Below are 20,344 nucleotides of genomic sequence, written 5' to 3' on the forward strand. Positions count from 1 at the left end.
TAGCATGAGACGATTTCTGACGACGCTGATGATTTTGCTGGTCGTGTTGGTGGCTGGCTTCTCCGCGTTAGTATTGTTAGTCAATCCGAACGATTTCCGCGCCTATATGGTGCAACAGGTGGCTGCGCGAAGCGGTTATCAACTGCAACTGGACGGCCCACTGCGCTGGCACGTCTGGCCGCAGCTCAGCATCCTCTCCGGGCGCATGGTGTTAACCGCGGAAGGGGCCAGTGAACCGCTGGTTCGTGCGGATAATATGCGCCTGGATGTCGCACTGTGGCCGCTGCTGAGTCATCAGCTCAGTGTCAAACAGGTGATGCTCAAAGGCGCGGTGATTCAGCTAACGCCGCAAACGGAAGCGGTACGCCGCGAAAACGCCCCGGTGGCCCCGAAAGACAACACGTTGCCGGATGTTGCCGAAGATCGCGGTTGGTCGTTTGATGTCGCCAGTCTGCGTGTGGCGGACAGCGTACTGGTCTTTCAGCATGAAGATGATGAACAGGTAACCGTTCGCGATATTCGTCTACAGATGGAACAGGATGCGCAGCATCGCGGCTCCTTCGAATTTTCAGGCCGCGTGAATCGCGACCAGCGCGACCTTACCCTTGCTTTCAACGGCACCGTTGACGCGTCCGATTATCCGCATAACTTAACCGCGGGCATTCAACAGTTAAGCTGGCAGTTGCAGGGCGCCGATCTGCCGAAACAGGGCATCCAGGGTCAGGGACAACTGCAGGCGCAGTGGCAGGAAGAGAAGAAAGCGCTCACCTTCAGCCAACTCAACGTGACGGCGAACGACAGCGCCCTGGCCGGAAACGTGCAGGTGACGCTGAAGGAACAACCCACGTGGCTCGTCAATCTGCAATTTGCCCGCCTGAATCTGGATAACCTGTTAGCGCCGCCCGAAAATGCCAGCAGCGCCAACGGTGCGGCGGCGCAGGGGGGAAGTCAGCCGCCGCTGGCGCGTCCGGTGATTTCAAGTCGTGTGGATGAACCCGCCTATCAGGGCCTGAAAGGCTTTAGTGCCGATATCGCGCTGAAAGCGGATACCGTGACCTGGCGTGGAATGAATTTTACCCACGTCAGCAGCCGTATGACCAATCAGTCCGACGTGCTGACGATCGCCGAACTGCAAGGTAAACTCGATGACGGGATGATATCGCTGCCGGGGACGCTGGATACGCGTGCGCAAACGCCGCAAATGGTGTTCCAGCCGCGTCTGGACGACGTCGAAATCGGTACGATCCTTAAAGCATTCAACTACCCGATTGCCCTGACCGGCAAGATGTCGCTGGCGGGGGATTTCTCCGGTGCGGATATCGATGCCCAGTCATTCCGTCACAGCTGGCAGGGGAAAGCCCATGTTGACATGCGCGACACGCGGATGGAGGGCATGAACTTTCAGCAGTTGATTCAGCAGGCTGTGGAACGCAGCGGCGGCGATGTACAGTCGATGCAAAGCGTTGATAACGCAACGCGTCTGGCCCGCTTTGTAACGGACCTGACGCTGGATCACGGTAAACTGACGCTGGATAACATGGAAGGCGAGTCCGCGATGCTGTCCCTGACGGGGCAGGGAACGCTCGACCTGGTCGGGCAAACCTGCGACACGCAGTTTAACGTGCGGGTGCTGGACGGCTGGAAAGGTGAAAGCAAGCTGATCGATTTCCTGAAGGCGACTCCGGTTCCGCTGCGGGTTTACGGCAACTGGCAGGCGCTGAATTACAATCTGCAGGTGGATCAGTTACTGCGTAAGCATATGCAGGATGAAGCGAAGCGTCGTCTGAATGACTGGGCGGAACGCAATAAAGATTCCCGCAACGGCAAAGATGTGAAGAAGCTGCTGGATAAACTCTGATTCGGCAGGGTGTGTGTGCCGGATGGCGACGCTCCGTGTCCTATCCGACCTGGAAACGGATAATGATCATATGCCGGGCGGCGCGTTCGTCACCCGGCATCGTTTCATGTTAAACCTCGTAATCCATCTCGTCCTCATTGCGTAACGGCACAATTTGAACCTTCTGTACGCGATGGCTTTCCACCTGCAACGTTTTGAGCAGGAAATCGCCCACCTGAACTTCTTCTCCCGGCTTTGGCACGCGCTGCAATTCTTCCATCAGCAGACCCGCAATGGTGTGATACTCCCGTTTTTCATCGAGCGGCAGCGGGACATATTGCACCAGATCTTCCAGCGGCATGTGGCCGTTAACGGTCCATGAGCCGTCCGGATTTTTCTGGATGTCATGGCGGGCATCAATCTCTTCCGCCTCGTTCGGCAGATTACCGGCGATGGTTTCCGTGACGTCACTGAGCGTCACGATCCCTTCCACCGAACCGAATTCATCGACGACAAAAGCAAAGTGCGTCCGCGCATTGCGGAACTGCTCCAGCGCCGGAAGCAGCGGCAGCGTCTCCGGGAACACCAGCGGCTGACGAATCAATACCCGCAGGTTGAGCGGTTCACCGCGCAGCGACTGCTGCAGCAGGTCAATAACGTGCACCACGCCCAGCAGATCTTCTTCATCGTGACCACCGGTCACCACCAGGCGCGTATGCTGATTTTTTTCCAGCAGCGAGCGAATTTCTTCTTCCGGCGCGGTGAGGTCGATATGCTCGATGTCGTGGCGCGAGGTCATAATGCTGCTGACCGTACGCTGATTGAGATTGAGCACCCGCTCAATCATCCGACGCTCTTGCGGGTTGAAAATCTGGCTGTCGTCATGGTCAACCAGCAGGGAGGCGGTTTCCGCATCCAGTTCGGCCTCTTCTTTCTGTCCGCTCAGCAGACGCATGACCGCCTCGGTCGTCCGTTGGCGCAGGGTATGATTGGCCGACAGGAAACGACGACGATTAAAGATAGCCAACTGGTTCAGCGCTTCGATCATCACCGAGAAGCCAATGGCGGCGTACAGATACCCTTTCGGGATCCGGAAGCCGAAGCCTTCCGCCACCAGGCTGAAGCCGATCATCAGCAGGAAGCTGAGACAGAGGATGACAATGGTCGGGTGACTGTTCACAAAGCGGGTGAGTGACTTACTCGCCAGGAGCATCAGGCTGATGGCAATAATCACCGCCGCCATCATCACCGCCAGGTGATCCACCATACCGACGGCTGTGATCACGGAGTCGAGCGAGAAGATGGCATCCAGCACCACAATTTGCGCCACCACGCCCCAGAATTTCGCCCCTTTACGCTGAGTGGGGTTGTCGCTGTCTTTCCCTTCGAGTCGTTCGTTCAGCTCCATCGTGGCTTTAAACAGCAGGAAGAAGCCCCCAAACAGCATGATCAAATCGCGGGCGCTAAAGCTCAGCCCCTGCACGCTAAACAGCGGTTTGGTTAGCGTGACCAGCCACGAGATCGATGCCAGCAGCAGCAGGCGCATCAGCATTGCCAGGATAAGCCCGGTCACGCGCGCACGGTCGCGCTGCGCAGGCGGCAGTTTTTCTGCGAGGATGGCAATAAAGACTAAGTTATCAATGCCGAGGACTAATTCGATCACGACCAGCGTGACCAGTCCGGCCCAGATTGACGGATCGGCGATCCATTCCATAGTAAACGTAATACCTTTCGTTATATGACAATTGTCACAATTCGATCATGGATAAAGCGGGCGGAAAATGCAATGGCGAGAAGGGATTTCTCACGTATTCACCTTGCTGATTGCGCTGAAAATAACCATAAAGTTTCTGCCGGGAATAATTAAATATGGCAAAAAGCTATTTAGGAAATATCGCAGGATGAATGGAGGAAATAGATTCTGTCAACATCAAGTAATTCCTAAAAACAGGCCAATATATCGCTTAATATTAATCTTAAAAACAGAGAATAGCAGGCTTGTTACCTTGCCTGCAATTACGTTAGCTGTAACAATTCTTCCAGCGTTAATGATGGAAGCGAAAATATATTACGTGGGATCCCGGTTCATTAATGGCTGACATTCAGAATGCCTTAACGCTTTCTCAGTTACGACAAAAGCGCGAAATGACAAGGCTTACAAAAACATAATCTAATCAGTGTATTGGTAGCTAAAAAGCCAGGGGCGGTAGCGTGCCTGAATGCCTGATGACGAGTCTGCATTATTCTGTCAATAGCTTACGGATGAATTCAATTTTTTTAGGACTGATGCCAGTTAAATTTCTTTTCAATTAACTGCAATGTAAATGTGTACGGCGAAGTTGCTATTTAAATTGCACAGGATAATTACTCTGCCAAAGTGATAAATAATCAATGATGAAATCCAAAATGAAATTGATGCCATTATTGGTGTCGGTAACCTTGATAAGCGGTTGCACAGTACTTCCGGGCAGCAATATGTCTACGATGGGCAAAGACGTGATTAAACAGCAAGACGCTGATTTTGATCTCGACCGGATGGTTAACGTGTATCCACTCACGCCGCGACTGGTAGAACAATTACGCCCGCGCCCGAATGTTGCCCAGCCGAATATGTCGCTGGACCAGGAGCTCGCCAGCTATCAGTACCGCGTTGGCGCGGGGGACGTGCTGAGTGTGACCGTCTGGGATCACCCGGAACTCACCACGCCAGCGGGGCAATACCGTAGCTCCAGCGATACCGGCAACTGGGTTCAGCCCGATGGCACGATGTTTTATCCCTACATCGGCAAGGTCAGCGTGGTCGGAAAAACGTTGGCAGAGATCCGCAGTGATATTACCGGGCGCTTAGCGAAGTACATTGCTGACCCGCAGGTGGACGTTAATATCGCCGCTTTTCGTTCGCAAAAAGCCTACATCTCCGGGCAGGTGAATAAATCCGGGCAGCAGGCGATCACCAACGTGCCGTTGACCGTACTGGACGCCATTAACGCCGCCGGCGGCCTGACGGAAGTGGCTGACTGGCGCAACGTGGTGCTGACGCACGAGGGCAAAGAACAACGTATTTCGCTGCAGGCGCTGATGCAAAACGGCGATCTCAGCCAGAACCGTCTGCTCTATCCGGGCGATATTCTCTACGTGCCGCGCAATGACGACCTGAAAGTGTTCGTGATGGGTGAAGTGAAAAAACAGAGCACCCTCAAAATGGACTTCAGCGGCATGACGCTGACCGAAGCACTGGGTAACGCCGAAGGTATCGATCTGACCACCTCCAACGCCAGCGGCATCTTCGTGATCCGTCCGCTGAAAGGCAAAGGCCCGGGCGGCAAGATTGCCAACATCTATCAGCTCGATATGTCTGATGCGACCTCTCTGGTCATGGCGACGGAATTCCGTCTGCAACCGTATGACGTGGTGTATGTCACCACTGCACCGGTCGCGCGCTGGAACCGTCTGATCAATCAGTTGCTGCCGACCATCAGCGGTGTCCGTTACATGACGGATACGGCCAGCGACCTTCATAACTGGTAATCGTCATGTTTAACAAAATATTAGTGGTTTGCGTGGGGAACATTTGCCGTTCCCCGACGGCAGAACGCCTGCTTAAACAGTATCACCCGCAGATAACGGTGGAATCCGCCGGTCTGGGCGCGTTGGTGGGAAAAGGCGCTGACGCCTCGGCGATGAGTGTCGCAGCCGGCCATGCACTTTCTCTCGAAGGACACTGCGCACGGCAGGTCACCGGACGACTGTGTCGTGGCTATGACCTGATCCTGGCGATGGAAAAAAGACATATCGCCTCTCTGCACGAACTGGCGCCCGAGATGCGTGGCAAGGTCATGCTTTTCGGTCACTGGGACGATGAGCGCGAAATTCCCGACCCGTATCGCAAAAGCCGTGAGGCGTTTGAAGCGGTGTACGCATTACTTGAACGGTCTGCTCGCCAGTGGGCGCAGGCATTGAACGCAGAGCAGGTAAAATAATGACAGAAAAAGTAAAACAGTCTGCCGCTCCGGTAACGGGCAATGATGAGATCGATATCGGTCGTCTGGTGGGAACCGTCATTGAAGCGCGCTGGTGGGTGCTGGGCATTACGGCGGTTTTTGCGCTGTGCGCGGTGATTTACACGCTCTTCGCTACGCCTATCTACAGTGCGGATGCGCTGGTACAGATTGAACAAAACACCGGCAACTCGCTGGTGCAGGATATCGGCTCTGCGTTATCCAACAAGCCGCCCGCCTCGGAAGCGGAAATTCAGCTAATCCAGTCGCGTCTGGTTTTAGGCAAAACGGTGGACGATCTGGATCTGGATATTTCGGTCACCAAAAACACCTTCCCGCTGTTTGGCGCGGGCTGGGAACGGCTGATGGGGCGACAGAATGAATCGGCAAAAGTCACCACCTTTACCCTGCCGAAAGGGATGAACGAGCAGATCTTCACCCTCAAGGTGCTGAACGATAAAAGCTATGAGCTCAGCAGCGACGGTGGTTTCAGCGCGCGTGGCCAACTCGGTCAAACCCTGAGTAAAGACGGCGTTACGCTGGTGGTCAGTGAAATTCATGCCCGCCCGGATACTGAATTTACCGTCACTAAATTCTCCACGCTGGGGATGATCAATAACCTGCAAAACAACCTGACGGTGGCGGAAAACGGCAAGGATACCGGTGTGCTCAGCCTGAGCTTTACCGGTGAGGATCGCGAACAGATCCGCGACATCCTCAACAGTATTACCCGCAACTACCTGGAACAGAACGTTGAGCGTAAATCAGAAGAAGCGGCGAAGAGTCTGGCCTTCCTGGCGAAACAGTTGCCGGAGGTGCGAAATCGTCTGGACGTGGCGGAAAATAAACTGAATGCCTTCCGTCAGGATAAAGATTCCGTCGATTTACCGCTGGAAGCCAAAGCGGTACTGGACTCGATGGTTAACATCGATGCGCAGCTCAACGAACTGACCTTTAAAGAAGCGGAAATTTCTAAGCTCTTCACCAAAGCGCACCCGGCGTACCGCACGCTGCTGGAAAAACGTCAGGCGCTGGAAGATGAAAAAGCCAAACTGAACGGACGCGTGACGGCGATGCCGAAAACGCAGCAGGAGATTGTGCGCCTGACGCGTGACGTTGAGTCGGGTCAGCAGGTCTACATGCAGCTGCTGAACAAACAGCAGGAGCTGAAGATCACCGAGGCCAGCACCGTGGGTGACGTACGTATCGTTGACCCGGCGATTGCTCAGCCCGGCGTGCTGAAGCCGAAGAAAGCGCTGATCATTCTCGGCAGCATCATTCTGGGCCTGATGCTCTCCATCGTTGGCGTGCTGTTGCGTTCACTGCTCAACCGCGGTATCGAAAGCCCGCAGGTGCTGGAAGAGAATGGCATCAGCGTGTACGCCAGCATCCCGCTGTCGGAATGGCAGAAAGCGCGGGATAGCGTCAAGACCATTAAGGGCGTTAAGCGTTACAAGCAGAGTCAACTGCTGGCAGTGGGCAACCCGACCGATCTGGCGATTGAAGCTGTGCGCAGTCTGCGCACCAGCCTCCACTTCGCCATGATGCAGGCGCAAAACAATGTCCTGATGCTTACCGGGGTGAGTCCGTCTATCGGGAAGACCTTTGTCTGTGCCAACCTTGCGGCGGTGATCAGCCAGACCAACAAGCGTGTGCTGCTGATCGACTGCGATATGCGTAAAGGCTATACCCACGAACTGCTCGGCACCAACAACGTCAACGGTCTGTCCGAGATTCTGGTCGGCAAAGGGGATATCGCCTCCTGTGCGAAACCGACGTCCATTCCTAATTTTGATCTCGTACCGCGCGGGCAGGTACCGCCAAACCCGTCTGAACTGCTAATGAGCGAGCGCTTTGGTGAGCTGTTGCGTTGGGCGAGTAGCCACTATGACCTGGTGCTGATCGATACGCCGCCAATCCTGGCTGTCACCGACGCCGCGATTGTCGGACGTCACGCAGGCACGATCCTGATGGTCGCCCGCTATGCCGTCAACACCCTGAAAGAGGTGGAAACCAGCCTGGGCCGCTTTGAGCAAAACGGCATTCAGGTGAAAGGGGTGATCCTCAACTCCATCTTCCGTCGCGCCACCGGGTATCAGGATTACGGGTACTACGAGTACGAATACAAGTCAGACACAAAATAAAAAATCGTGAGTGGCCTGCTAATTCAGCAGGCCTGATAAGCGAAGCGCCATCAGGCATAGCTGCCGGATGGCGGCGTAAACGCCTTATCTGGCTTACACGTTGGGCCATCCGGCAAGACTTCCTGGGAAATGAAGATGAAAACAGACAAGCCATTGATTTCCATTTATATGCCAACCTGGAACCGGCAGCAGCTCGCCATTCGGGCGATTAAATCGGTGTTGCGCCAGGACTATCCCCATTGGGAGATGATCATTGTTGATGATTGCTCTTCCTCTTATGAACAGCTACAGCAGTTTGTTGAGGGATTAAACGACCCGCGCGTACGTTATACCCATAATGCGATCAACTCTGGCGCCTGCGCGGTGCGTAATCAAGCCATCGTCCAGGCGCAAGGACATTACATCACCGGCATTGATGATGATGATGAGTGGACGCCCAACCGTCTGAGCGTGTTCCTTGCACATAAACATCAACTGGTGACGCACGCATTTTTGTACGCCAACGATTATGTCTGCGAAGGCGAAGTTTACTCGCAGCCGGCGAGCCTGCCGCTGTATCCGAAATCTCCTTACTCGCGGCACCTGTTCTATAAACGCAACATCATTGGCAATCAGGTCTTTACCTGGGCGTGGCGGTTTAAAGAGTGCCTGTTCGATACCGAACTGAAAGCCGCGCAGGATTACGACATCTTTCTGCGGATGGTGGTGGAGTATGGCGAACCGTGGAAGGTGGAGGAGGCGACGCAGATCCTGCACATTAATCATGGCGAAATGCAGATCACCTCATCGCCGAAGAAATTCTCTGGTTACTTCCATTTTTACCGCAAGCACAAAGATAAATTTGACCGCGCCAGCAAGAAATATCAGCTGTTTACGCTCTATCAGATCCGCAACAAACGCATGACCTGGCGCACGCTGCTGACGCTGTTTTCACTGCGCAACGGCAAGCGTCTGGCTAACGGACTGCGAGGACGTTAAGCATGCTGGAAGATATCCGCGCGAACAGCTGGAGCCTGCGCCCGTGCTGCATGGTGCTGGCTTACCGGGTCGCCCATTTCTGCTCCGTCTGGCGCAAAAAAAACGTGCTGAACAATGTGTGGGCTGCGCCGGTGCTGGTGCTGTATCGGCTGGTAACCGAATGTCTGTTCGGCTATGAAATTCAGGCGGCGGCTACCATCGGACGACGCTTCACCATTCATCACGGTTATGCCGTAGTGATCAACAAAAACGTGGTAGCCGGTGACGATTTCACGGTTCGTCATGGTGTCACTCTCGGCAATCGCGGGGCGGAGAGCCTGGCCTGTCCGGTGATTGGCAACGGCGTGGAACTGGGTGCCAACGTGATCGTGCTGGGTGACATCCGCATCGGAAATAACGTGACGATTGGCGCAGGCAGCGTGGTGCTCGACAGCATCCCGGACAATGCGTTGGTGGTGGGCGAGAAGGCCCGGGTTAAGGTAATTAAATGAATATTCTGCAATTTAATGTGCGGCTGGCGGAAGGCGGTGCGGCTGGGGTGGCATTAGATCTGCATCAGCGCGCGCTGCAAAAAGGGCTGGCTTCGCAATTTATATACGGCTACGGCAAAGGCGGGAAAAAGAGCGTCAGCCATAGCCACTATTCCCATGTCATCAAACAGACGCCGCGTCTGACGTCAGTGGCTAATATCGCTCTGTTTCGTCTGTTCAATCGCGATCTGTTTGGCAATCTGAACAATCTCTACCGTACCGTGACCCGCACGTCAGGCCCGCTGGTGTTGCATTTTCACGTCCTGCACAGCTACTGGCTGAATCTGGCTGACGTCGTGGCGTTCTGCGAAAAGGTGAAAAACCACAAGCCGGACGTCACGCTGGTCTGGACGCTACACGATCACTGGAGCGTCACCGGGCGCTGCGCCTTTACCGACGGCTGCGAGGGGTGGAAAACCGGCTGCCAGAAATGCCCGACGCTAAGTAATTACCCGCCGGTGAAAGTTGACCGTGCGCATGAGCTGGTCGACGGAAAACGCCAGCTATTCCGCCAGATGCTGGTGCTGGGCTGCCGGTTTATCTCTCCAAGCCAGCACGTTGCCGATGCGTTTAACAGCCTGTACGGCGCAGGGCGCTGCCGCATTATCAACAATGGTATTGATGTGGCAACCGAAGCGATTCTGGCGGAGTTGTCTCCGGTCAATGAGATGCAGGGGAAACCGAAAATTGCGATTGTGGCTCATGACCTGCGCTACGACGGGAAAACCAATCAGCGTCTGGTACGCGACATGATGGCGTTGGGCGATAAGGTTGAGCTGCATACCTTTGGCAAATTCTCGCCGTTTGACGGGGCAAACGTGGTAAATCACGGCTTCGAAACCGACAAACGCAAGCTGATGAGCGCGCTCAACCAAATGGACGCGCTGGTGTTCAGCTCTCGTGTGGACAACTACCCGCTGATTTTATGTGAAGCGTTGTCAATCGGCGTGCCGGTGATCGCCACTCACAGCGACGCGGCGCAAGAGGTGTTGCACAAGTCGGGCGGAAAAACGTTTGCCGCTGAAGAGGTGCTGTCACTGGTGCAGTTGAACAAAACTGACATCGCACAGACGGTTTTTGGTACGTCGCTCAGTGAATTTCGCGAGCGCAGTCGTGCGGCATACAGTGGTCAACAGATGCTGGAGGAATATGTCTCGTTCTATCAGAATCTGTAGCTATCTGCTGCTACCGCTGATCTACCTGCTGGTCAACGTCAAAATTGCCCAACTGGGCGAAAGTTTCCCCATCACCATCGTCACTTTTTTACCCGTTTTGTTGCTGCTGTTTGTTGAGCGAATCAGCATTAAGAAGCTGATGATTGCGTTAGGGATTGGGGCAGGGCTTACGACGTTTAACTATCTGTTCGGTCAGTCGCTGGACGCCAGCAAGTACGTCACCTCGACGATGCTGTTTGTCTATATCGTGATCATTATCGGCATGGTCTGGAGCATTCGCTTCAAAACCATTTCACCGCATAACTACCGTAAGATCTTGCGCTTTTTCTATCTGGTGGTGGCGCTGGTGGTGATGCTGGCGGCGGCGGAAATGGCGCAAATTATCCTGACCGGCGGCAGCAGCCTGATGGAAGGAATTTCGAAGTATCTTATTTACAGTAATAGCTATGTACTGAACTTTATTAAATTTGGCGGCAAGCGAACCACCGCGCTCTATTTCGAACCGGCATTTTTTGCTCTGGCGTTAATCTCAATTTGGCTCAGCATCAAACAGTTTGGTATCAAAACGCCTAAAACCGATGCTATGATTCTGGCAGGGATAATATTATCAGGATCGTTTTCAGGGGTAATGACATTTATCCTGTTTTACCTGCTGGAATGGGCGTTTCAGTATCTGAATAAGGATGCGATAAAGAAAAAACTACCGCTGGCGATAATCTCATTAGCCGTGTTTTTAGTAGGGGTGATATTCGCATTCCCATATATCTCTACGCGTCTGGGTGATTTAGGTACGGAAGGGTCGTCTTCTTATTATCGCATTGTCGGTCCGTTAGTGATGGTCGGTTATTCTTTAACCCATATTGATGGCGTAGTCAGATTTGGCTCACTTTATGAATATGTCGCATCATTCGGAATCTTTAACGGTGCAGATGTCGGGAAAACAATAGACAATGGTTTGTATCTGCTGATTATTTATTTTTCCTGGTTCGCCGTGTTAATGACGCTGTGGTACATGTGGAAAATCTTAAAAATGACGTTAAACGCATTTGGCGATAATCGGAATTTTCGGGTGCAACTTTATCTTTTTACACCGGTGTCACTGTTTTTTACCGGTTCGATATTTAGCCCGGAATATGCATTTTTAATTGTGTGTCCGTTTATTTTGCGCAAGGCGCTGAATATTACAAAAGTATGATGAGGCTAATCCTATGCTGCTCAGTATTATCACCGTCGCATTTCGCAATCTGGACGGCATCGCCAAAACCCATGCGTCTCTGGCGCATCTGGCAAAGGCGAACGACATCAGCTTTGAGTGGATCGTGGTGGATGGCGGCTCAAATGACGGTACGCAAGAATTTCTGGAAAACCTCTGCGGTAACTATCAGTTACGCTTTGTCAGTGAGCCGGACAACGGCATCTATGATGCGATGAACAAGGGCATTGAAATGGCGCGTGGCAAGTTCGCGCTGTTTCTCAACTCCGGCGATATTTTCCATCCAGATGTCGCCCATGTTGTGCGTCAGTTACAGACACAAAAAGATGACGTGATGATTACCGGTGATGCGCTGCTCGATTTTGGCGATGGCCATAAAACAAAACGTAGCGCGAAACCTGGCTGGTATATCTATCACAGTCTGCCGGCAAGCCATCAGGCCATCTTTTTCCCACTGGCGGGACTAAAGGTCTGGCACTACGACCTGCAATATAAAGTGTCATCCGATTATGCGCTGGCCGCCAGATTGTATAAAGAAGGCTATGACTTTAAAAAACTGGACGGTCTGGTGTCTGAATTTTCAATGGGTGGCGTGTCAACGACGAATAATCTGGAATTATGCGAAGACGCCAAAAAAGTGCAGCGTCAGATATTACGCGTGCCGGGTTTTTGGGCTGAATTATCGAAGCTATTACGCTTACGTACAACGGGTAAAACGAAAGCCTTATATAACAAAGCCTGAAATATAAGGATTAATGATGCAGGACTTACGAGGTTTCTCCGTACCGAAAGGATTTCGCGGCGGAAATGTCATTAAAGTGCAATTGTGGTGGGCGGTACAGGCAACATTATTTTCCTGGTCGCCGCAGGTGTTGTATCGCTGGCGCGCTTTTTTGCTCCGTCTGTTTGGCGCAAAAATAGGAAAAAACGTAGTGATTCGACCGTCGGTAAAAATTACCTATCCATGGAAATTAACCATTGGCGATTATGCCTGGGTGGGGGATGACGTCAATTTATATACGCTCGGTGATATTACGATTGGCGCTCATGCGGTGGTTTCGCAGAAAAGTTATTTGTGTACCGGCAGTCACGATCATACCAGTGCGCATTTTGATATTAACGCCACCCCGATTGTGATTGGTGATAAATGCTGGCTGGCAACGGATGTGTTCGTGGCGCCAGGCGTAACGATAGGCGATGGCACTGTCGTCGGTGCGCGCAGCAGTGTTTTTAAATCGCTACCGGCAAACACGGTTTGCCGTGGTAATCCCGCAGTTGTGATACGCGAACGCGTTGAAAAGTAATCCGTTTCCCCGTCATGTCTCGGGCTGTAGCGGTGTTGGCTTTCCTCGCTTACCCAGTCACTTACTTCAGTAAGCGCCTGGACAAGCTGCGTCGCCGCCTTGCTACAACCCGAACGGGTTAGGGGATAATAAAGAGGTAATAAAATGTCTAAAGTCGCTCTCATTACCGGTGTAACCGGGCAGGATGGTTCTTACCTGGCAGAACTTCTGCTGGAAAAAGGTTATGAAGTTCACGGTATTAAGCGTCGTGCGTCTTCATTTAACACCGAGCGCGTGGATCACATCTATCAGGATCCTCATGCGAGCAACCCGAAATTCCATCTGCACTACGGTGACCTGACGGACTCCTCAAACCTGACGCGCATCCTGCAGGAAGTGCAGCCGGATGAGGTCTACAACCTGGGCGCCATGAGCCACGTGGCGGTCTCCTTCGAATCGCCGGAATACACCGCCGATGTTGATGCGATGGGAACGCTGCGCCTGCTGGAAGCCATCCGCTTCCTCGGCCTGGAAAAGAAAACCCGTTTCTATCAGGCATCGACCTCTGAGCTGTACGGTCTGGTGCAGGAAATCCCGCAAAAAGAGACCACGCCGTTCTACCCACGCTCGCCGTATGCGGTCGCCAAACTGTATGCCTACTGGATCACCGTCAACTACCGTGAATCCTATGGCATCTATGCCTGTAACGGCATCCTGTTTAACCACGAATCGCCGCGTCGTGGCGAAACCTTCGTCACCCGTAAAATCACCCGCGCGATTGCCAACATCGCTCAGGGTCTGGAGTCCTGCCTGTACCTCGGCAACATGGATTCCCTGCGTGACTGGGGCCATGCGAAAGACTACGTCAAAATGCAGTGGATGATGCTGCAACAGGAACAGCCGGAAGACTTTGTGATCGCCACCGGCGTGCAGTACTCCGTGCGTCAGTTCGTCGAAATGGCGGCGGCTCAACTGGGGATCAAACTGCGCTTTGAAGGCGAAGGCGTGGAAGAGAAAGGGATTGTGGTTTCTGTCACCGGTCATGACGCGCCAGGCGTGAAACCGGGTGATGTGATGGTGGCCGTTGATCCGCGCTACTTCCGTCCGGCGGAAGTGGAAACCCTGCTGGGCGACCCGACCAAAGCGCATGAGAAGCTGGGCTGGAAACCGGAAATTACGTTGCAGGAGATGGTCTCCGAGATGGTCGCCAAAGACCTGGAAGCGGCGAAGAAACACTCCCTGCTGAAATCTCACGGCTACGAGGTCGCCATCGCGCTGGAGTCCTGAGAATGAGCAAACAACGTATCTTTATTGCCGGTCATCGCGGAATGGTGGGTTCCGCGATTGCCCGACAGCTTGAACAGCGTGGCGATGTGGAACTGGTGCTGCGTACGCGCGATGAGCTGAACCTGCTGGACAGCAAAGCGGTGCTGGATTTCTTTGCCACTGAGCGGATCGATCAGGTTTATCTGGCGGCGGCGAAGGTCGGCGGCATTGTCGCGAATAACACGTATCCGGCAGATTTCATCTTTGAGAACATGATGATGGAAAGCAACATCATTCACGCCGCGCATCTGCACAACGTGAATAAGCTGCTGTTCCTTGGTTCATCCTGTATCTATCCCAAACTGGCAAAACAGCCGATGGCGGAGAGTGAACTGCTGCAGGGCACGCTGGAACCAACCAACGAGCCGTACGCCATTGCCAAGATTGCCGGCATCAAATTGTGCGAGTCATACAACCGCCAGTACGGGCGCGACTATCGTTCCGTGATGCCGACCAACCTGTATGGTCCGCATGACAACTTCCATCCGAGCAATTCGCACGTGATCCCGGCGCTGCTGCGTCGTTTCCACGACGCGACCGTGCAGAGTGCGCCGGACGTGGTGGTGTGGGGAAGCGGGACGCCGATGCGTGAGTTCCTGCACGTCGATGATATGGCTGCCGCCAGCATCCACGTGATGGAACTGGACCGCGAAGTCTGGCAGGAGAACACCCAGCCGATGTTGTCGCACATTAACGTCGGTACGGGCGTGGATTGCACCATTCGCGAACTGGCGCAGACCGTCGCTCAGGTTGTGGGCTACAAAGGCCGCGTGGTGTTTGACGCCACGAAGCCGGACGGTACGCCGCGAAAACTGCTGGATGTGACCCGTTTGCATCAGTTGGGCTGGTATCACGAGATCTCACTGGACGCGGGCCTTGCCAGCACATACCAGTGGTTCCTTGAGAATCAGCATCGGTTCCGGGGGTAAACATGTTTTTACGTCAGGAAGATTTTGCCACCGTTGTGCGTTCCACGCCGCTTGTCTCCATCGATTTGATCGTGGAAAACGCGCAGGGGGAATTTCTGCTGGGTAAACGACTGAACCGACCCGCGCAGGGCTTTTGGTTCGTGCCCGGTGGCCGGGTGCAAAAAGATGAGCCGTTGAGCGCGGCCTTCGAACGCCTGACCGAAGCCGAACTGGGGCAACGTTTGCCGCTGTCCGCCGGGGAATTTTATGGCGTCTGGCAGCATTTCTATGACGACAACTTTTCCGGTGAAGACTTCTCAACGCATTACATCGTGCTCGGTTTCCGTCTGCGGGTGCAGACGCGCGATTTGGCTCTGCCTGACGCGCAGCACGACGCTTACCGCTGGCTGACGCCCGAGGCGTTGCTGGCGAGCAACAACGTCCACGATAACAGTCGGGCGTATTTTTTGCCGGAATGTCAGGCTAAGGCGCCGGGATTATGAGGATCCTCGTTTATGGCATCAACTACTCACCGGAGTTAACCGGCATCGGTAAATACACCGGTGAAATGGTGGAGTGGATGGCGCGTGAAGGCCATGACGTGCGGGTTATCACCGCGCCGCCGTATTACCCGCAGTGGCAAGTGGGCGAGCGTTATTCAGCCTGGCGCTATCGCCGGGAAGAGGGTGATGCCACCGTCTGGCGCTGCCCGCTGTATGTGCCAAAGCAGCCGTCAACACTGAAACGATTATTGCATCTGGGCAGCTTTGCCCTCAGCAGCTTTTTCCCGCTGATGGCGCAGCGTCGCTGGAAGCCGGATCGCATTATCGGCGTGGTGCCTACGCTGTTTTGCACGCCGGGAATGCGTCTGCTGGCGAAACTCTCTGGCGCCCGCACGTTGCTGCACATTCAGGACTATGAAGTCGATGCGATGCTGGGCCTCGGTCTGGCGGGCAACGGTAAAACCGGCAAAGTGGCGCAACTGGCGACCGCTTTCGAGCGCAGCGGTCTGCATAACGTCGACAATGTCTCCACCATCTCCCGCTCAATGATGAATAAAGCCCAGGCGAAAGGGGTGGCGGCAGAAAAAGTGATCTTCTTCCCTAACTGGTCAGAAGTCGCCCGTTTTCAGAACGTTAACGATGATGAGGTTATCAGCCTCCGCCAACAGCTCGGTTTGCCGGATGACAAAAAAATCATTCTTTACTCCGGCAATATCGGCGAGAAGCAGGGGCTGGAAAACGTGATTGCGGCGGCGGAACAACTACGTGAGCAGCCGCTGATTTTCGCCATCGTCGGGCAGGGTGGCGGCAAAGCGCGTCTGGAGAAAATGGCCCGCGAGCGCGGTCTGCACAACGTTCTGTTTTTCCCGCTGCAGCCGTACGAGGCGCTGCCTGCGCTATTGAAGATGGGCGATTGCCATCTGGTGGTGCAAAAACGCGGGGCGGCGGATGCCGTTCTGCCCTCCAAACTGACCAATATTCTGGCGGTGGGCGGCAATGCGGTGATTACCGCAGAACCGGAGACGGAACTCGGTCAGCTTTGCGACCGCTACGCCGGCATCGCGGTGTGCGTTGAGCCGGAATCGGTCGATGCGTTGGTGGCAGGGGTAACCATGGCGCTCGCCATGCCAAAAAACAACACGGTGGCACGTGAATATGCCGAACGCACGCTCGATAAAGAGAATGTGCTACGCCAATTTATGAATGATATTTCCCCAAAATAATTCGAGTTGCAGGAAGGCGGCGACGCAGTGAATCCCCAGGAGCTTACATAAGTAAGTGACTGGGGTGAACGAGGAAAGACAACGCACCTGCAACGTGAAGAATGAAGGGGATTCGGGGATTAATTATGAGTCAGACAACACTCTATCCGGTTGTAATGGCCGGTGGCTCCGGTAGCCGCTTATGGCCGCTTTCCCGTGTACTTTATCCTAAGCAGTTCCTGTGCCTGAAAGGCGATCTCACTATGCTGCAAACGACCATTTGTCGTCTTAACGGCGTGGAGTGTGAAAGCCCGGTCGTGATCTGCAACGAGCAGCACCGTTTTATCGTCGCGGAGCAATTGCGTCAGCTTAACAAACTGACTGAAAACATTATTCTCGAACCGGCGGGACGCAATACCGCGCCGGCCATTGCGTTAGCAGCGCTGGCGGCAAAACGGCACAGTCCGGACTGCGACCCGCTGATGCTGGTACTGGCGGCAGACCACGTGATTGCCAACGAAGAGGCCTTCCGTGACGCGGTACGACACGCGATGCCGTACGCCGAAGCCGGAAAGCTGGTCACATTTGGTATCGTTCCGGATCTGCCGGAAACGGGCTACGGCTATATCCGTCGCGGCGATGTCTCGCCAGGTGAAAACGATGCCGTGGCGTTTGACGTTGCGCAGTTTGTGGAAAAACCAAATCTGGAAACGGCGCAGGCCTATGTCGCCAGCGGTGATTATTACTGGAACAGCGGGATGTTCCTGTTCCGCGCCGGACGCTATCTGGAAGAGCTGAAAAAATACCGTCCCGATATCCTGGAAGCCTGTGAAAACGCGATGAGCGCGGTCGATCCGGATCTCGATTTCATCCGCGTGGATGAGGCATCGTTCCTGGCGTGTCCGGAAGAATCCGTCGATTACGCGGTGATGGAGCGCACGGCGGATGCGGTGGTGATGCCGATGGATGCGGGCTGGAGCGATGTCGGCTCCTGGTCCTCGCTGTGGGAAATCAGCGCCCATACCGCCGAGGGAAACGTCCATCACGGCGACGTCATCAGCCATAAAACCGAAAACAGCTACGTCTATGCCGAATCGGGACTGGTGACCACCGTCGGCGTGAAAGACCTGGTGGTGGTGCAGACCAAAGACGCTGTACTGATCGCCGATCGTAATGCGGTACAGGATGTGAAAAAAGTGGTTGAGCAAATCAAAGCCGATGGCCGCCACGAACACCATATTCACCGCGAAGTGTACCGTCCGTGGGGGAAATATGACTCCATCGACGCCGGTGACCGCTATCAGGTCAAACGCATCACCGTGAAACCAGGGGAAGGGCTGTCGGTACAGATGCACCACCACCGCGCTGAACACTGGGTGGTGGTGGCCGGTACTGCCAAAGTCACCATTGACGGTGATATCAAATTGCTCGGTGAAAACGAGTCTGTCTACATTCCGCTGGGAGCCACCCACTGTCTGGAAAATCCAGGGAAAATTCCGCTCGATCTGATTGAAGTGCGCTCGGGCTCGTATCTTGAAGAGGATGACGTGGTGCGGTTTGAGGATCGCTACGGCCGGGTGTGACGCCTTTATTGCGCCCGGGCCTGCGATTTTGTTGCATGTAGGCCTGATAAGGCGCGTAGCGTCGCCATCAGGCGAAGACTGCCGGATGGCGCGTTGCTTATCCGGCCTACGAAGCTACGGAACTGTGCTTACCGGGCCTGCGATTTTGTAGGTCGGATAAGCGAAGCGTCATCCGACAACGATAAAAAACATTTTTTGGCCATTTTCTGGTCAGGGACAACTGTTGCCTGAAGAAGGGTAAAAGCATGACGAAATTAACCTGTTTCAAAGCCTACGATATTCGCGGCAGGCTGGGCGAAGAGCTGAATGAAGAGATTGCGTGGCGGATTGGTCGCGCTTACGGCGAGTTTCTGAAGCCGAAAACGATTGTGCTGGGCGGCGACGTGCGTCTGACTAGTGAGGCGCTGAAGCTGGCGCTGGCGAAAGGGTTGCAGGATGCGGGCGTTGACGTGCTGGACATCGGCCTGTCGGGTACCGAAGAGATCTATTTTGCCACCTTTCACCTCGGCGTGGACGGCGGGATTGAAGTGACCGCCAGCCATAATCCGATGGATTACAACGGGATGAAACTGGTGCGCGAAGGCGCGCGTCCCATCAGCGGCGACACCGGTCTGCGCGACGTGCAGCGTCTGGCCGAGGCCAACGACTTCCCGCCTGTGAACGACGCGACGCGCGGACGCTATAAGCACATCACGCTGCGTGACGCCTATATCGATCATCTGTTCGGCTACATCAACGTCAAAAATCTCACCCCGCTGAAGCTGGTGATCAACTCCGGTAACGGCGCGGCAGGCCCGGTGGTGGATGCCATTGAAGCGCGTTTTAAGGCACAAGGCGTGCCGGTGGAATTTATCAAAGTGCACAACACCCCGGACGGCAACTTCCCGAACGGCATTCCTAACCCGTTGCTACCAGAGTGCCGCGCCGATACCCGTAATGCGGTGATCGAACACGGCGCGGATATGGGCATTGCGTTTGACGGCGATTTCGACCGCTGCTTCCTGTTCGATGAGAAAGGCCAGTTTATCGAGGGCTACTACATTGTCGGCCTGCTGGCGGAAGCGTTCCTCGAGAAACAGCCGGGCGCCAAAATCATTCACGACCCGCGTCTGTCCTGGAACACGGTGGATGTGGTGACGGCTGCAGGCGGCACACCAGTGATGTCGAAAACCGGCCATGCCTTTATCAAGGAACGGATGCGCCACGAAGACGCCATCTACGGCGGTGAGATGAGCGCCCACCACTATTTCCGGGATTTTGCTTACTGCGACAGCGGAATGATTCCGTGGCTGCTGGTGGCGGAACTGGTGTGTCTGAAGGGACAGTCGCTGGGGGAACTGGTACGTGACCGGATGGCGGCATACCCGGCGAGCGGTGAAATCAACAGCACGCTGGACGAACCGGCGGCGGCACTATCGCGGGTGGAACAACACTTCGCCCGCGAGGCGCTGGCGGTGGACAGAACCGACGGAATCAGCATGTCGTTCGTCGACTGGCGTTTCAATCTGCGCTCCTCCAACACCGAACCGGTGGTGCGCCTGAACGTGGAGTCACGCGGTGATATTCCGCTGATGGAAGCGCGAACGCGCACTCTGCTGGCGTTACTGAATCAGTAAAGTCAGATCTTCCCTTACCCGCCAGCGGGTAGGGGGCTAATAACAGGA

17 protein-coding genes are annotated in these 20,344 nt (G+C 54.5%); 16 read left to right on the forward strand and 1 reads right to left on the reverse strand.

Translation table 11 applies throughout. The features are described 5' to 3' along the window. Positions 1-4: 4 nt before the first annotated feature. A complete protein-coding gene (gene asmA / locus WM46_RS02775; protein WP_102601347.1) occupies positions 5-1,858 on the forward strand; it encodes an outer membrane assembly protein AsmA in 1,854 nt (617 codons plus the stop codon). 109 nt (positions 1,859-1,967) lie between these two features. On the opposite strand, the gene WM46_RS02780 is transcribed toward asmA, so the two are convergent. Continuing rightward, positions 1,968-3,551, reverse strand: coding sequence for a TerC family protein (locus WM46_RS02780; protein ID WP_061074663.1), 1,584 nt, complete (start codon positions 3,549-3,551; stop codon positions 1,968-1,970). Between the two features lie 677 nt (positions 3,552-4,228). Between WM46_RS02780 and WM46_RS02795 the strand changes: the two genes are divergently transcribed. The 15 genes from WM46_RS02795 to cpsG all read left to right on the forward strand — a co-directional run bounded on the left by WM46_RS02795 (position 4,229) and on the right by cpsG (position 20,296). Continuing rightward, complete coding sequence (locus WM46_RS02795) at positions 4,229-5,365, forward strand: polysaccharide export protein (RefSeq protein WP_061074661.1); 1,137 nt, start codon at positions 4,229-4,231, stop codon at positions 5,363-5,365. Positions 5,366-5,370: 5 nt separating this feature from the next. After that, the gene (wzb, locus tag WM46_RS02800) at positions 5,371-5,817 is read left to right on the forward strand and encodes a low molecular weight protein-tyrosine-phosphatase Wzb (protein ID WP_061074660.1); all 447 of its coding nucleotides are present in this window, start codon (positions 5,371-5,373) and stop codon (positions 5,815-5,817) included. Further along, positions 5,817-7,979, forward strand: a complete 2,163-nt coding sequence (gene wzc, locus WM46_RS02805; RefSeq protein ID WP_102601349.1) for a tyrosine-protein kinase Wzc — start codon at positions 5,817-5,819, stop codon at positions 7,977-7,979. The genes wzb and wzc overlap by 1 nt, the downstream gene beginning before the upstream one ends. A 135-nt stretch (positions 7,980-8,114) precedes the next feature. After that, a complete protein-coding gene (gene wcaA / locus WM46_RS02810; protein WP_102601350.1) occupies positions 8,115-8,957 on the forward strand; it encodes a colanic acid biosynthesis glycosyltransferase WcaA in 843 nt (280 codons plus the stop codon). A gap of 2 nt (positions 8,958-8,959) precedes the next feature. Next, complete coding sequence (gene wcaB / locus WM46_RS02815) at positions 8,960-9,448, forward strand: colanic acid biosynthesis acetyltransferase WcaB (protein ID WP_061074657.1); 489 nt, start codon at positions 8,960-8,962, stop codon at positions 9,446-9,448. Then, complete coding sequence (wcaC, locus tag WM46_RS02820; protein WP_102601351.1) at positions 9,445-10,662, forward strand: colanic acid biosynthesis glycosyltransferase WcaC; 1,218 nt, start codon at positions 9,445-9,447, stop codon at positions 10,660-10,662. The genes wcaB and wcaC overlap by 4 nt, the downstream gene beginning before the upstream one ends. After that, positions 10,637-11,857, forward strand: a complete 1,221-nt coding sequence (wcaD, locus tag WM46_RS02825; protein ID WP_102601352.1) for a colanic acid polymerase WcaD — start codon at positions 10,637-10,639, stop codon at positions 11,855-11,857. Before wcaC ends, wcaD begins: the two co-directional genes overlap by 26 nt. A gap of 13 nt (positions 11,858-11,870) precedes the next feature. After that, on the forward strand, positions 11,871-12,617 hold the full coding sequence (wcaE, locus tag WM46_RS02830) for a colanic acid biosynthesis glycosyltransferase WcaE (RefSeq protein WP_102601353.1): 747 nt from the start codon (positions 11,871-11,873) through the stop codon (positions 12,615-12,617). 16 nt (positions 12,618-12,633) lie between these two features. Further along, complete coding sequence (gene wcaF / locus WM46_RS02835; protein WP_102601354.1) at positions 12,634-13,179, forward strand: colanic acid biosynthesis acetyltransferase WcaF; 546 nt, start codon at positions 12,634-12,636, stop codon at positions 13,177-13,179. Positions 13,180-13,323: 144 nt separating this feature from the next. Continuing rightward, on the forward strand, positions 13,324-14,445 hold the full coding sequence (gmd, locus tag WM46_RS02840) for a GDP-mannose 4,6-dehydratase (protein WP_061074652.1): 1,122 nt from the start codon (positions 13,324-13,326) through the stop codon (positions 14,443-14,445). A gap of 2 nt (positions 14,446-14,447) precedes the next feature. Next, positions 14,448-15,413 (forward strand): GDP-L-fucose synthase family protein, encoded by a 966-nt coding sequence (locus WM46_RS02845; protein ID WP_102601355.1) that lies wholly within the window; start codon positions 14,448-14,450, stop codon positions 15,411-15,413. Between the two features lie 2 nt (positions 15,414-15,415). After that, entirely contained in the window at positions 15,416-15,895 is a 480-nt protein-coding gene (locus WM46_RS02850) for a GDP-mannose mannosyl hydrolase (RefSeq protein ID WP_061074650.1), read from the forward strand. After that, positions 15,892-17,118 carry a colanic acid biosynthesis fucosyltransferase WcaI gene (gene wcaI / locus WM46_RS02855; RefSeq protein ID WP_102601356.1) on the forward strand — a complete coding sequence of 409 codons (1,227 nt, stop codon included), beginning with the start codon at positions 15,892-15,894 and terminating at the stop codon, positions 17,116-17,118. Before WM46_RS02850 ends, wcaI begins: the two co-directional genes overlap by 4 nt. A gap of 125 nt (positions 17,119-17,243) precedes the next feature. Continuing rightward, positions 17,244-18,680, forward strand: a complete 1,437-nt coding sequence (cpsB, locus tag WM46_RS02860; RefSeq protein ID WP_102601357.1) for a mannose-1-phosphate guanyltransferase — start codon at positions 17,244-17,246, stop codon at positions 18,678-18,680. A 245-nt stretch (positions 18,681-18,925) separates the two neighbouring features. Further along, positions 18,926-20,296 carry a colanic acid biosynthesis phosphomannomutase CpsG gene (gene cpsG / locus WM46_RS02865; protein WP_102601358.1) on the forward strand — a complete coding sequence of 457 codons (1,371 nt, stop codon included), beginning with the start codon at positions 18,926-18,928 and terminating at the stop codon, positions 20,294-20,296. The last annotated feature ends 48 nt before the right edge of the window (positions 20,297-20,344 follow it).

It is taken from the genome of Citrobacter freundii complex sp. CFNIH2 (genome assembly GCF_002880615.1).
Classification (GTDB): domain Bacteria; phylum Pseudomonadota; class Gammaproteobacteria; order Enterobacterales; family Enterobacteriaceae; genus Citrobacter_A; species Citrobacter_A amalonaticus_F.

What these genes read in the sequence shown, in the direction of transcription:
- asmA (WP_102601347.1), top strand. Translation starts at nt 5, where the DNA reads ATGAGACGATTTCTGACGACGCTGATGATTTTGCTGGTCGTGTTGGTG.
- WM46_RS02780 (WP_061074663.1), bottom strand. Translation starts at nt 3,551, where the DNA reads ATGGAATGGATCGCCGATCCGTCAATCTGGGCCGGACTGGTCACGCTG.
- WM46_RS02795 (WP_061074661.1), top strand. Translation starts at nt 4,229, where the DNA reads ATGATGAAATCCAAAATGAAATTGATGCCATTATTGGTGTCGGTAACC.
- wzb (WP_061074660.1), top strand. Translation starts at nt 5,371, where the DNA reads ATGTTTAACAAAATATTAGTGGTTTGCGTGGGGAACATTTGCCGTTCC.
- wzc (WP_102601349.1), top strand. Translation starts at nt 5,817, where the DNA reads ATGACAGAAAAAGTAAAACAGTCTGCCGCTCCGGTAACGGGCAATGAT.
- wcaA (WP_102601350.1), top strand. Translation starts at nt 8,115, where the DNA reads ATGAAAACAGACAAGCCATTGATTTCCATTTATATGCCAACCTGGAAC.
- wcaB (WP_061074657.1), top strand. Translation starts at nt 8,960, where the DNA reads ATGCTGGAAGATATCCGCGCGAACAGCTGGAGCCTGCGCCCGTGCTGC.
- wcaC (WP_102601351.1), top strand. Translation starts at nt 9,445, where the DNA reads ATGAATATTCTGCAATTTAATGTGCGGCTGGCGGAAGGCGGTGCGGCT.
- wcaD (WP_102601352.1), top strand. Translation starts at nt 10,637, where the DNA reads ATGTCTCGTTCTATCAGAATCTGTAGCTATCTGCTGCTACCGCTGATC.
- wcaE (WP_102601353.1), top strand. Translation starts at nt 11,871, where the DNA reads ATGCTGCTCAGTATTATCACCGTCGCATTTCGCAATCTGGACGGCATC.
- wcaF (WP_102601354.1), top strand. Translation starts at nt 12,634, where the DNA reads ATGCAGGACTTACGAGGTTTCTCCGTACCGAAAGGATTTCGCGGCGGA.
- gmd (WP_061074652.1), top strand. Translation starts at nt 13,324, where the DNA reads ATGTCTAAAGTCGCTCTCATTACCGGTGTAACCGGGCAGGATGGTTCT.
- WM46_RS02845 (WP_102601355.1), top strand. Translation starts at nt 14,448, where the DNA reads ATGAGCAAACAACGTATCTTTATTGCCGGTCATCGCGGAATGGTGGGT.
- WM46_RS02850 (WP_061074650.1), top strand. Translation starts at nt 15,416, where the DNA reads ATGTTTTTACGTCAGGAAGATTTTGCCACCGTTGTGCGTTCCACGCCG.
- wcaI (WP_102601356.1), top strand. Translation starts at nt 15,892, where the DNA reads ATGAGGATCCTCGTTTATGGCATCAACTACTCACCGGAGTTAACCGGC.
- cpsB (WP_102601357.1), top strand. Translation starts at nt 17,244, where the DNA reads ATGAGTCAGACAACACTCTATCCGGTTGTAATGGCCGGTGGCTCCGGT.
- cpsG (WP_102601358.1), top strand. Translation starts at nt 18,926, where the DNA reads ATGACGAAATTAACCTGTTTCAAAGCCTACGATATTCGCGGCAGGCTG.